Source organism: Gemmatimonas sp., assembly GCF_031426495.1.
Taxonomy (GTDB): domain Bacteria; phylum Gemmatimonadota; class Gemmatimonadetes; order Gemmatimonadales; family Gemmatimonadaceae; genus Gemmatimonas.
Genome location: NZ_JANPLK010000015.1, coordinates 64,981 through 76,670, shown reverse-complemented (window position 1 = coordinate 76,670; position 11,690 = coordinate 64,981). Strand labels below are relative to the sequence as shown.

The window sequence follows — 11,690 nt, the reverse complement described above, 5'->3', positions numbered from 1 at the left end:
CTCAACGCCTTGCGACGGTCTTGGTAAGCGCCGCGGCCGCTGCGCTGATGTTGGGCGGCTGCCGGGCTGCCGCGCTGGCCTACGGATCCGACGTGGCTTCCGCCAAGGCGAATGCCGACGCCCTCGCCGCGGCAATCGAAGCGCGCTTCACGAACGTGGCGCGGAATCCCAAGTTCTCGGCCGCGCGCATGCGCATTGCGCGCTATGCGTTTGCTCCGTCGAAGCTGGGAAACGACACGGCCCTCTGGACGGGCCTGCGGACCACCCGCGCCGGGGCCGACCGCGATCTCGAGATTCAGGCCGGCCTGAACGGTGCCCAGTACGTGTTCACGGCACGACCTGGTGTGCCGATGCCGGTCAAGATTGGCGACTCGCGGCACCTGATCGAGCTCGAACAGCTCGGCGAAAGTGACTGGGCGTGGCGCACGCGCGTGGACCAGGCCGTCGGCCTCATGCCGCCCGGCCGGGCCGACGACATTTTTCGCGCGCTGTTCCTGTCGTCCGAGCGGCCGGCCGCCGCGGTGCGGGCCGACTACCGCGCGGCACTCCCACGTACGACGGCCGCCTTGGGCCGACTCCTCACGATCGACTCAATCGCCACCGTGCCACAGGCCGATGGCTCGACGTTGGTCACGCTGCAGATCACCGTCAGTGGAGACCGTCTCAAACGCGGATTCCCCGCCTTCGCGAAGTACATTTCCAAGTACGTGGAGCCGGCCCGCTATCGGTACCGTCTCACCGACCGCAGCGGGTCGGACTGGTTTGACGCCGAAGCGCGGGACCGGCTGCTCACGCTGCGCTTCCGGTCGCACGACGGCCAGCTGCAGCCCATCCTCGGCGCGGCGCGGCGCATGCCCGACACCTTGCAGATCCACGTGGACGCGCTGGCCAAGATCTCGTTCTTCACCGTGGGCGTCACGAAGATGCAGGGCGAGTTCGTGCACATGCGGGGCGCGCGCGAACGGGGCTGGGCCATGCGTTTCACGAAAGACCCCGAGTGGCACCTCCCGCTGATCGCCGAGCGCCTGCTCCGCTCGCCACTCCGTCGTCCCTTCGAGGGGAAAGGCGTGCTCTTCACCCTCGGCCTCCGCACGGGCCCCGAGGGTCAGACGCTGCTCACGCGCCAGTTCGACGTCACGGTGCGCGAGAGCGCCATCATGCGTTTCCTCGGCAATCTCGGATTCACCGCGATGAGCGACTACGCGGGGAAAGTCGAGGAGGAAGAAAGCCGGTTTCTTTCTGAGAGCATGGCGGCGTTTCGCGCGGATATCGCTGCGATGACAGCGAAGTAAGGGGTACGGAGTCGGGGGTACGGGGTACGCCATACCCCCGACTCCGTACCCCTTACTTCGCATTTATGAAAGCAAAGAACCCCTGGCAGCCTTTGCAGGCCCCAGGGGTTCGAAAACTGCCACGCACACCGTCATTGGAACTCTCCGTCCTACCGAACGGCGGCGGGCTTCACTGTCTATACACTGGACGATGCAGAAGGTTCCCGCGTCACACCAGCGCCGAAACCGTCACGGAACGGTCTCGATTTCCTACACCAAGTGGAGCTGAGGGGGCTCGAACCCCTGACCTCTGCAATGCGAATGCAGCGCTCTCCCAGCTGAGCTACAGCCCCAGGACCGTACGACGCACGGTGGTTACTCGGACAAAAATGGCCCCGCTCCTGTTGGCGCGGGGCCGATCGGTAACAAGCGGAAGGTAGTGGCCGAAGCACGGGTGTCAAGCGGCGACGCGTCGGTTTGGGTTCGTTCCGAAGGCACTTTCCGTCGTCGCCGCGCGTTCCGGACTTTCTATGACGACACCAGTGATCCGCTCTGCCTCTACCCCGCACGCTCTCGCTGCCGACTATGTCCGCGACCAGCTTGTGGCGCGCACGGTCGACGTGAACGGGAAGACGTACAACCCGGATGGCGAGTACGTGCTGTACTGGATGCAGTCATCGCACCGCCTCGACGAGAACTGGGGGCTACGCGCGGCCATCCGCACAGCCGATCGCGTAAATCGCCCGCTGGTGATTCATCAAGGGCTCGATCCGAGCTATCCGTACGCGGCCGACCGGCATCACACCTTCATTCTGCAGGGCGCGCGCGATACGGCGCGCGATGCCGACGCCCGTGGCTTGTATTACCAGTTCGTGCTGCGTCCATCTCGCAACGATGACCGGCGCGTGGTCGATCGACTTGCCGCACGCGCCTATGTGGTGATCACCGATCTCTTTCCCACAGCCGGCATTCGCGAGCGCGTGGAGCGCTTTGCCGACCGAGTGAACTGTCGCGTGCTCGCGATCGACAGTGTGTGCACGGTGCCCAGTGGCGCCTTCGAGAAGCCGGAGTATGCGGCGCGCACCATTCGTCCGAAAATCGCCAAGCTGTTGGATCATAGCATCGAGCCGGTGGCCGACGCCTTGCCTCGAGTGCCGGTGAGCGACGCACTTCGCACGTCGCTCCGCGGGACCGTGAGTGAGCGTGGATTGTCGCTGCTGCCCATCGCCGCCATGACCGATGACGACATCGCGGTCGCGGTGGGCGCGTGCGACATCGATCACACGGTTCCCGCCGTGGCCTTGCCGGGCGGAAGTGTGGCCGCGGTCGATCGACTGGCCACGTTCGTGTCGCGTGAACTCGCACCATACGCCGACCGCCGCAACGAAGCCGGGGTGAGCGACGGCACGTCTCGCCTGTCACCGTATCTGCACTTCGGACAGATCGCGTCGGCGCGCGTGGTGCGCGAAGCGCGAGCGAGTGGAACGAGCGCCGAAAGTCTCGACGCGTTGGTACAGCAGGTCACGACGTGGCGCGAACTGGCGTTCAACTGGTGCATTCGCACGCGAAACTTCGATCGACTCGAGGCCCTGCCCGCGTGGATTCAGAAGACGATGGCCGAGCATGTAGGTGACGCGCGGCCCATGCTGTACGACCTCGAGACGCTGGAGTCGGCGCAGACGCACGACACGTTGTGGAACGCCGCGCAGCAGGAGCTCGTGCAGCAGGGCATCATCCACAACTACCCGCGCATGCTCTGGGGCAAAACGGTGCTGCTCTGGACCGAGGATTACGAGCAGGCGCGCTCGTGGCTGTATCTGTTGAATGACAAATACGCGCTCGATGGCCGAGACCCGAACAGCGTGGGCGGCATCATGTGGTGCCTGGGACTCTGGGATCGGCCGTGGGGCAACAAGCCGATCTGGGGTGGCATCCGGCCCATGGTGACATCACGGGCCAAGCTCAAATTCGATGTGGCAGGCTACATCCGACGCGTCGGATCGCGCGGCGCTCCGCCCCAGCCTCCGGAAAACGGGGTGCTGCTTTAGGGCGTGGATGGGTGCTATTCTGGTGATATGACGACACGTCCTGCGCCAGATCCGAGCATCATCCCTGCCATCGCCGCGGTGCACACTGCCGCCGAGCGCTTGCGCCCCGTGCTTGCACCCAGCCGCGTGATTCGCTCCGACGCGCTGTCCGACGCGTTCGGAGTCGAGGTGCTCTTCAAGTTGGAACTCGAGAACCCCACCGGTTCCTTCAAGGTGCGTGGTGCCTACAACGTGTTGGCCGGGCTGTCGGACGACGAGCGGGCCAAGGGTGTGGTCGCGTCGAGTGCCGGCAACCACGGACTGGGCGTGGCCTACGCCGCAAAGGCGTTCGATACGCGCGCGACGCTCTACGTGCCGATCAACGCGCCGCAGGTGAAGAAAGACGGCATTCGCGCCCTCGGCACCATCGTGAACGACGAAGCAGCCGACTACGACGCGGCGATGATCGTCGCGAAGGCGCATGCGGCCCGCGAGGGCATCCGATTCATCAATCCTTGCCTCGGCCTTGATTTGCTGGCCGGCCAGGGCACGGTCGCCCTGGAACTGCTGGAGCAAGTGCCCGATATGCGCGCGGTCGTGATCTGCACCGGCGGCGGCGGTCTGTTGGGCGGCATGGGTGCCGTGCTGCGCGAACTCGCGCCATCGGTGCGCATCGTCGGGGCGCAGAGCGTGGAGACATCGGCCATGGCGCAGAGTCTCGCCGCCGGTCACGTGGTCGACACCGTGGTCACGCCCACGCTGGCCGATGGACTGGCCGGTCAGATCGACGCCGAGGCGCTGCACATCGGGCAGTATTGTGCCGACGAGATGGCGCTCGTGACCGAGGCGCAGCTGGGCGAGACGATCGCCTGGCTGCACCGAACGACGGGCATGGCGGTGGAAGGCGCCGGCGCGGTGACTGTGGCGGCGCTGCGTCACGGCAAGGTCGCGGTGACGGAGGGGCCGATCGTGCTACTGGTGAGCGGGCGGAACATCGATCCCTCGAAGCTGCAGGCGCAGCTGGATCTGTATTCGGCGTGAACGCCCGTGAACGCCCGTGAACGCGTTGAACGCGCTTGAACTCCCGTCAACTCTGCCCGTTGCCCACGAGAAAGCCTCCCGGAAATATCCGGGAGGCTTTCTCACAACTGTCACACTGGCGGCAAACGAGCGATCCGCCCGTGCGACGTCAACGCGCGAGGATCAGCGCGCCGACGACTCGTCGCTGCGAGGCAGTACCGGTGCACGATCAGCCATCGGCGCAGCCGGTCGCGACCGATCGCCATCGCGGGCGACCTGCATCGGGACTTCCCGCTCCGCGTTCCGACCACCCATCCGAGCTTCACGGGCCGCCGCACTGCGCGATTCTCCACCCTCACGGCCGATAGCGGCCATGTGAGCCCGATCGCGACTGACGGTGACACCGCCTTTACGCCCCGCATTCCGCGCTTCGTCGGACGACCATTCGTGCGCCGTCCCCTTTTCGTGGGCTGCCCGCCCACCTTTACTGGCGATCTCGCGCTGACGCGCGGGATCCATAGACGCGAATCCGCGTCGGCTTTTTCCGGTCATACGCCCCCCGGCTCCGGAAGTACTGAATTAGTGCGGCGGGCCGGGACGAGGCGAAGGGCATCCGTCACAGAACCAGCATACCGCGGCGATACTTCACGAACTCTTCTGCAAACCTCAGGCCGCCTTACGCGGTTCGGGCCAGCAAACCCATGTAACGCAAGCATGGGGCCGCGTTCATCCGTTTTGACGACCGTTACGGAACTGGCGACCGGCGATTTCCGCCTATATTGCCGCGATGCCGCTGCTTGTCCGCTTCCTCGGAACCGCCGCCTCCCGTCCCACCGTGGAACGGGGGGTCAGCTCCCTCGCCGTCATTCGGGAAGGAGAGACTTTGTTGTTCGATTGTGGGGAGGGAACGCAGCGCCAGATGATGCGCTACGGGATCTCGTTTGCATTCGACGACCTGTTCTTCACCCACGTGCACTCGGATCACATCCTGGGACTGACCGGACTGATCCGTACGATGGCCCTCCAAGGGAGAACCGAACCACTGAGATTGTGGGGACCGCGTGGCGCGGGCAAAACGTTGCGCCAATGCATCAGCTTAGGTGGCGAGCGCACCACGTTCCCGATTGAGATCTCGGAGCTCGAGCCCGGTGAGCCGGTCAAACGTCCGGACTACCACGTCGACACCTTCGCCGTATCCCACGGTCCGTCCCAGTCGCTGGGCTATGCGCTGGTCGAGGAGGAACGCCTCGGTCGCTTCAACCCGGATCTCGCGCGTGAAATGGGTATTCCCGAGGGCCCTCTCTGGGGACGCATTCACAAGGGCCAGTCCATCACGCTCGACGACGGGCGCGTGATCGAGCCGTCGGTGCTCGTGGGCGAGCGACGCCGCGGCCGCCGCATCGTGATCACCGGCGACACCCGTCCCTGCGAGAACACGATCGCCGCCGCGCAGGATGCGGACCTGCTGATTCATGAGGCGACCTTCGCCGACGATGAAGCGGCGCGCGCACTGGAGACGGGACACAGTACGGCGCGCGAGGCCGCCGAGGTCGCGCGCAAGGCCGGTGCACGACGCTTGGTGCTCACACACATCTCGGCCCGCTACTCACGCGACGCGCACGAACTCGAGCGAGAGGCGCGCTCGGTTTTTCCGCGCTCGAGCATCGCGCGCGACGGCACGGAGATCGAGCTGTCGCTGACCGAGGAGTTGGCGGCGGTGACCGAGGCCGAAGGTGCCGAAGCCTCGTGAACTGATCACGCAGAGATGAGGAGAACGCAGAGGCCGCAGAGAACAATCGACATGATTCCTTCTCCGCGTGCTCTGCGCTCTCTGCGACTCCGCGTGATCTGTTCAGGAAGCGTCGGTGTTACCTCACCAACTGCTTGAGCCGCCGCAGGCTCGGTACGCGCCACGCGACGGTCGCCACGACGACCAACGTCGCCACACCGCCTACCACGACGGCCGTGACGGCGCCCCACCAGCGGGCGGTGAGTCCCGATTCGAACGAACCGATTTCGTTCGATGAGCCGATGAAGATCTGATTCACCGACGACACGCGTCCAAGCAGCGCTTCCGGCGTGCGGATCTGCAACATGAGACTGCGAATCACCACGCTGATCATGTCGAACGCGCCGCCCAGCGCCAGCGCGGCGAGGGACAGCCAGAGATTGCGACTGAGTCCGAACAGGATCGTGCACACCCCGAATCCCGTGACGGAGATCAGCAGGTTGCGACCCGTGTGTGCGAAGGGAGGCCAGCGTGTGAGCGCGATACTCGTGATCACGGCGCCGACCGCCGGTGCCGCGCGCAGCAGGCCGAGCCCGGACGGTCCCGTGTGAAGAATCTCGGCGGCGAACACCGGCAGCAGTGCGATCGCACCGCCGAACAACACCGAGAAAAGGTCGAGCGTGAGCGCCGAGAGCAGCAGCGGTTCACCGAGCACGAAGCGGAGGCCGCCGGTGATGGAGGTCAACATCGGCTCGTCGGTCACTTCACGCACCGGCGACCGATGGCGCACCGAGAACAGCGCGCCGACGGCGAACGTCATCAGCACGGCATCGACGGCGTAGCCCAAGGTCGTACCGCCGATCGCGTACAGGCCGCCACCGAGCGCGGGCCCCAGAACGGCCGCCAGCTGCCAACTGCCGGTGCGCCACGTGATCGCATTGCTGTACAACGTGCGCGGCACCAGCTCAGCGCTGAGCGCCTGACGGGCAGGCTGCAGGAAGGCGCGGGCCAGGCCACTGAGCACGATCACGGCGTAGATCGCGCGCACCCGCATGGGCGCCGTGAGCGCGACATCACCGATCGGCGCCGGGTGCGCCAGCCACCAGAGCCCAAGGGAACAGAGCACCAGCACCGCCAACGCCATCAGGGCGATGCGGCGGCGATCGTGACTATCGGCCACATGTCCGGCGAACAACGACATGCTGATCGCCGGCAATGCTTCGGCCAGCCCCACGATCCCGAGGGCGAGCGGATCATGGGTGAGATCGTAAATCTGCCAGCCGACGACCGTGCCCTGAATCTGGATGCCGAGCGTCAGCGTGAACAACGCCAACAGATACCGGCGGAAATTCGGAAGGCGAAGGGCAGCGTACGTGTCGCTGGGCGCGTCGAGCGGTATGCGGCTCACGCTAACGTACCGCGCGCGCCTCGTCCTGCCGTTCCTCGAGCCTTCGGCGCCGACGGGCCTGCGCGGCCTCGTAGCGGCGGACCTGTTCGTCGGTATCCGGCTGCACCAGGGCGATCGGCACCGGCCGGCCATTGCGGTCGATCGCCACGAACGTGAGGTAGCACGTGTTCGTATGCCGGCGCGCGCCGGTGATGAGATCTTCGGCCTCCACGCGCACACCGATTTCCATCGACGTGGTGCCGACAAAATTCACCGACGCCTGACAGGTGACGAGATCCCCCACGTGAATCGGCTCGCGAAAGTCCACTCGATCGATCGACGCGGTGACGCAGGCCGTGCGCGCATGTCGGAACGCCGACACCGCCGCCGCCTTGTCGACCATCGCCATGATGGCGCCACCGAATGCATGGCCGAGGATGTTCGCATCGTGCGGCATGATCAGCTCGCTCGTGACGTGCTGCGAGGCGGACACCGGACGGGAGAGGCGGACAGGGGACAAATCGGTCATTTGGTGCGTGAGAAGGAAGTGGCGCGCAGCGGCGTCAGCGTGCGATACGGCCAGCTCGCGCGCTGAACGAGTCCGTCGAGTGACGTCGAGATATCGAAGGCGCGTGACAGGGCGGCGCGCGCGGCGCTGTCGATCGGCGGCGTGTCGAGCGGAATAAGCTGGTACGCGGGTGCAGCAACGGTGGCGATCGGCCATTCGTGCGCCGTACTCGCGGCACCGCCGATCAGCACGAGGGCCAGTGCGTCGCCGTCGGCCGACGGGCGCGCGGCGACTGCGTACTTGGCGCGATCCCACCTGACCCGCGCCGAGTCCTTGGCCCACTCCGGCAGCGTGGCGCGCACCGACTTCCACCACACCGGTGCCTTCACCGTGATCGGCGGAAGATAAAGCGCGAGCGCTTCCCCGTCGGTGCCATGTCCCGGCACCATGAACGCGACGGCGGGATCACGACCACTGTCGGTGATTCCGAAGCTGGTCGAATCGAATCGAAAGCTGTCGAGGGATTCGGTGGCCACCGACGCGCGTTCATCACCAGCGGCACCGGCGGTGCGGATCGAGTCGATCAGCTGCGTCAGCGATACCTGCGCGGCGGCCGTGACGCGTCGCGCCTCGTCGGCGCCCACGAGCACCTCCAGCGAGGCCGTCGCGCCACTCCGCACGTCGACGACCATCCGGCGGCCCTCGTGCCGATGAGGTGGCCCACCGTCGATGTCGACGTTGAGCAAATGCTCGACGGTGATGTACGGCCCGTGCACGTCGATGATTTCGATCTCGTCATTCACCACCGTCCGCGGATCATCGGGCATTTCCTCATCGGCCGGATCGATCTCGGCGTCGCGTGGATGAGCGCGACGCCACACGGAGAGTTCATGCATCACGGTGGAGTCGCCGAACAGCCGCGTGCTGTCACGATGCTGCAGCTCGCGTGACCAGAGGCGCGCACTCGCAAACGAAGCGTCGGGATACTCGGCGCCGTCGTCGCCAAGAAAGATCTCGAACAGCCGGCCATCGACTTCAGTGAGCAGAATCGGTGCACTGCGCACGCGCATCCCGTCGCCGCCGCTGCGCACCCAGTACGTGGAGTCACCGGCAGCAAACAGGAACTCCGCCGGCGGTAACGCCTCACCGCTCGACGCACGATCACCGCAAGCAGCCGCCAGCACTGCCACCGCGACCGTCGTCCACGCGACGAGGGCGCGGGCGCCACGGCACGGGGGACGCAACATGGGCGGCATCATTCAGGCCGTTCCCTGCACGAGCGCGCGCACGCCGTCGAGCAGACGCGTGATCTCCTCGGCGGTGGTGTAGCATGAGCATCCCACGCGCACGAGTCCTTCGTGCGCGAGGCCAAGCCGGCGCGCCACCGTGGCCGCATAGAAGTCGCCGTGCGACACATAGACGCCGCGCGGTGCCAGGAAGCGCGCGACCTGCTCCGCCTCGTGCCCCTGCACGTGGAACGACACGGTGGGCGTCCGCGCTGTACCCGGCGGCGGGCCGAACACGGTCACGCCGCCGATCGCGTGCAACCCAACCCACAGTTCGCGCAACAGCGCATCCCCGCGCTCGTGCAACGCGTGCATGACCGTGCGAAGTCGCTCACGCCGGGAGGCCGTGCCGTCGACGGCGAGGCCGGCCAGGAAGTCCACGGCGGCGGCGGCGCCCACGACGCCCTCGTGATTCTGCGTGCCGGTCTCGAGCACTTCCGGTACATAGTCCGGCGCCGGTTCGAGGCGCGGCACGTCGAGGGCGGCGGTGGCCTCATGCCGTCCATAGCAGATGCCGATATGTGGCCCGTAGAACTTGTACGCACTGCACAGCACGAAATCGGCACCGATGGCTTTCACGTCAACCAACGCGTGCGGTGCGTAGTGCACGGCATCGATCACCGTGATCGCACCGGCCGTCTTGGCCATCGCCACCATCGCGGGCACGTCACTCACCGTGCCGAGAATATTCGACGCCGCGCCGATAGCCACGACCTTCGTGCGCGGCGACAACAGCGCCTCGAGTGCCCCGACTTCATGTCGATACGTCTCGAGGTCGAGCGGTAGCCACTTGAGCACCGCGCCGCGTTCCTTGGCCAGCGCCTGCCACGGCGCCACGTTCGCATGGTGATCCAGTTCGGTGACGATGATCTCGTCGCCGGGCTCGAGCGAGCGGCCAATCGCGCGGGCGATATGAAACAGGATCGTGGTCATATTCGCGCCGAACGAGATTTCCCCTGGCGTAGCGCCGAGGAAATCGGCCAGCGTCACACGCGCCGCCGCCAGCATCGCATCCGTCTCGACGCTGCTAGGATACGCCCAGTGGGTATTGGCGTTGTGATGCAGCAGATAGTCGGTCATCGCCTCGGCGACGACTCGCGGTACCTGCGTACCGCCCGGTCCGTCGAAGAACGCCACCGGGTGCGCGCCTTCGCGACGCGCGAGCGCCGGGAAGTGCGCGCGGATTGACTCAACGGAAGCTACGGCCGTCGTGCTCATGACTGGCGACCACCGATCTGCGCGCCACCGAGGCGCTCGACGACCTTCGCCGCCTCGACATGATCGGCTTCTTCGCCGAGTTCATTGTGGGCCATGCGAAAGAGTTCGGCAGTGAGTTGCAGGAGCGGAGACGGCACCTGGTGTTCACGGGCGAGGTCGGCCGCGATGCCGACGTCCTTATCGAGCAACGCCAGCCGGAACGTGCGCGGAAATGCGCGCGTGAGCACGCGCTCGGGGAAGAGGTTCATGCTGCTGTTGGAGCGGCCGCTCGACGTGTTGATGACATCGAGGGCGATCTCGGCCTTTACGCCGGCCTTTTCGAGCGCCACCAGCCCTTCGGCGGTGCCCCAGATGTGCATCGCGAGCAGAGCGTTGTTCACCGCTTTGAGCGCATCGCCGGCGCCGACCGCGCCGCAGTGCACGATGCGCTTGCCGAAGCAGGCCAACACGGGCTGTACGCGTTCCAGCGTGGCCGCGTCGCCGCCCACCATGACCGTAAGCGCGCCTTGCTCGGCGCCGGACACGCCGCCGGACACCGGCGCGTCGAGGAAGCCGATGCCGCGTTCGGCGAGTCGCGTGGCCATGCGGCGTGAGGTGGCCGCGTCTCCCGAGGTGCAGTCCACGAGCACGGCCCCCGAGCGCATGGTGGACAGCAACCCATCAGGACCATCGAGCAACGCTTCGACGTTGCGCGACACCGGCAGACAGGTGATCACGACATCGCATTCGCGCGCCGCGTCGGCCAGTGTGAGTGCGTGGCGCACCCCGAGCTCGCTCGCCATGACTTCGGCTTTCGCGGCGGTTCGATTCCACACGGCCAGATCGAATTCAGGACGCGCGAGGTGACGGGCCATCGGAGCGCCGATGGCGCCGAGTCCGAGGAAAGCGACGCGAGGCATGCGAGACGGGTAAAAGGGCACAGCGCCGTCGATCAGCCGGTTGAGGTAGCGGCGCTGATCGTGGAGATTGAAAGATGCCACGTCAACGGATCCACGTGCAGCTCGACGGCCTCGTGGCCGTGCACGCCGTGCGCGCGGTCTGGACGGCACTGGGGGCCGTTCCCGGGGTGCTGAGCGCCGAAGTCACCATGCAGGGGGCCGTGCTCGAGGTCGAGGGCGACCTCGATCGACCGGCGCTGGACGCCGCCCTCGACGCCGCTGGGGTGTCGGTCCGGGGTATCCGGGTCGAGGCGAGGGTGCTGCCCGTTTTGTAGGGCTGCGGCTCCGGCGTTCTTGCGCCTTTGC

Annotated in this window: 11 protein-coding genes and 1 tRNA gene; 5 read left to right on the top strand and 7 right to left on the bottom strand. The window is 66.4% G+C overall.

Annotation, left to right across the window (positions count from 1 at the left end; genetic code table 11):
* Positions 1-92 precede the first annotated feature (92 nt).
* Positions 93-1,292 (top strand): hypothetical protein, encoded by a 1,200-nt coding sequence (locus tag RMP10_RS05065; protein ID WP_310569314.1) that lies wholly within the window; start codon positions 93-95, stop codon positions 1,290-1,292.
* Positions 1,293-1,551: 259 nt separating this feature from the next.
* Here the strand turns inward: RMP10_RS05065 and RMP10_RS05060 are convergent.
* Positions 1,552-1,624, bottom strand: a tRNA-Ala gene (locus RMP10_RS05060).
* Positions 1,625-1,801: 177 nt separating this feature from the next.
* On the opposite strand from RMP10_RS05060, the gene RMP10_RS05055 reads away from it, so the two are divergent.
* Both RMP10_RS05055 and RMP10_RS05050 read left to right on the top strand, forming a co-directional pair.
* Positions 1,802-3,319 carry a deoxyribodipyrimidine photo-lyase gene (locus RMP10_RS05055; RefSeq protein ID WP_310569313.1) on the top strand — a complete coding sequence of 506 codons (1,518 nt, stop codon included), beginning with the start codon at positions 1,802-1,804 and terminating at the stop codon, positions 3,317-3,319.
* Positions 3,320-3,346: 27 nt separating this feature from the next.
* Positions 3,347-4,339, top strand: a complete 993-nt coding sequence (locus RMP10_RS05050) for a pyridoxal-phosphate dependent enzyme (RefSeq protein ID WP_310569312.1) — start codon at positions 3,347-3,349, stop codon at positions 4,337-4,339.
* A gap of 162 nt (positions 4,340-4,501) precedes the next feature.
* On the opposite strand, the gene RMP10_RS05045 is transcribed toward RMP10_RS05050, so the two are convergent.
* On the bottom strand, positions 4,502-4,870 hold the full coding sequence (locus RMP10_RS05045; protein WP_309671312.1) for a KGG domain-containing protein: 369 nt from the start codon (positions 4,868-4,870) through the stop codon (positions 4,502-4,504).
* Between the two features lie 235 nt (positions 4,871-5,105).
* Here RMP10_RS05045 and rnz point away from each other — a divergent pair, with 235 nt between their 5' ends.
* Positions 5,106-6,068 (top strand): ribonuclease Z, encoded by a 963-nt coding sequence (gene rnz, locus RMP10_RS05040; RefSeq protein WP_309671313.1) that lies wholly within the window; start codon positions 5,106-5,108, stop codon positions 6,066-6,068.
* A gap of 118 nt (positions 6,069-6,186) precedes the next feature.
* Here the strand turns inward: rnz and RMP10_RS05035 are convergent, their stop codons facing one another.
* The 5 genes from RMP10_RS05035 to RMP10_RS05015 are packed head-to-tail and all read right to left on the bottom strand — an operon-like array spanning position 6,187 to position 11,345.
* Entirely contained in the window at positions 6,187-7,455 is a 1,269-nt protein-coding gene (locus RMP10_RS05035) for an MFS transporter (protein WP_310569311.1), read from the bottom strand.
* 1 nt (position 7,456) lies between these two features.
* A complete protein-coding gene (locus RMP10_RS05030; RefSeq protein WP_309671315.1) occupies positions 7,457-7,963 on the bottom strand; it encodes an acyl-CoA thioesterase in 507 nt (168 codons plus the stop codon).
* The gene (locus RMP10_RS05025) at positions 7,960-9,189 is read right to left on the bottom strand and encodes a hypothetical protein (RefSeq protein ID WP_310569310.1); all 1,230 of its coding nucleotides are present in this window, start codon (positions 9,187-9,189) and stop codon (positions 7,960-7,962) included. The genes RMP10_RS05030 and RMP10_RS05025 overlap by 4 nt, the downstream gene beginning before the upstream one ends.
* A 12-nt stretch (positions 9,190-9,201) precedes the next feature.
* Positions 9,202-10,446: a cysteine desulfurase-like protein gene (locus RMP10_RS05020; protein WP_310569309.1), complete on the bottom strand. Its 1,245-nt coding sequence runs from the start codon at positions 10,444-10,446 to the stop codon at positions 9,202-9,204.
* Positions 10,443-11,345 carry an NAD(P)-dependent oxidoreductase gene (locus RMP10_RS05015; RefSeq protein ID WP_309671318.1) on the bottom strand — a complete coding sequence of 301 codons (903 nt, stop codon included), beginning with the start codon at positions 11,343-11,345 and terminating at the stop codon, positions 10,443-10,445. The genes RMP10_RS05020 and RMP10_RS05015 overlap by 4 nt, the downstream gene beginning before the upstream one ends.
* Before the next feature lie 74 nt (positions 11,346-11,419).
* On the opposite strand from RMP10_RS05015, the gene RMP10_RS05010 reads away from it, so the two are divergent.
* Positions 11,420-11,659 carry a hypothetical protein gene (locus RMP10_RS05010; RefSeq protein ID WP_309671319.1) on the top strand — a complete coding sequence of 80 codons (240 nt, stop codon included), beginning with the start codon at positions 11,420-11,422 and terminating at the stop codon, positions 11,657-11,659.
* Positions 11,660-11,690 lie beyond the last annotated feature (31 nt).

Excerpts from the sequence above, each read along its gene's own strand:
- RMP10_RS05010 (WP_309671319.1), top strand. The coding sequence starts at position 11,420 with ATGCCACGTCAACGGATCCACGTGCAGCTCGACGGCCTCGTGGCCGTG.
- RMP10_RS05045 (WP_309671312.1), bottom strand. The coding sequence starts at position 4,870 with ATGACCGGAAAAAGCCGACGCGGATTCGCGTCTATGGATCCCGCGCGT.
- rnz (WP_309671313.1), top strand. The coding sequence starts at position 5,106 with ATGCCGCTGCTTGTCCGCTTCCTCGGAACCGCCGCCTCCCGTCCCACC.
- RMP10_RS05055 (WP_310569313.1), top strand. The coding sequence starts at position 1,802 with ATGACGACACCAGTGATCCGCTCTGCCTCTACCCCGCACGCTCTCGCT.
- RMP10_RS05015 (WP_309671318.1), bottom strand. The coding sequence starts at position 11,345 with ATGCCTCGCGTCGCTTTCCTCGGACTCGGCGCCATCGGCGCTCCGATG.
- RMP10_RS05030 (WP_309671315.1), bottom strand. The coding sequence starts at position 7,963 with ATGACCGATTTGTCCCCTGTCCGCCTCTCCCGTCCGGTGTCCGCCTCG.
- RMP10_RS05050 (WP_310569312.1), top strand. The coding sequence starts at position 3,347 with ATGACGACACGTCCTGCGCCAGATCCGAGCATCATCCCTGCCATCGCC.
- RMP10_RS05020 (WP_310569309.1), bottom strand. The coding sequence starts at position 10,446 with ATGAGCACGACGGCCGTAGCTTCCGTTGAGTCAATCCGCGCGCACTTC.
- RMP10_RS05025 (WP_310569310.1), bottom strand. The coding sequence starts at position 9,189 with ATGTTGCGTCCCCCGTGCCGTGGCGCCCGCGCCCTCGTCGCGTGGACG.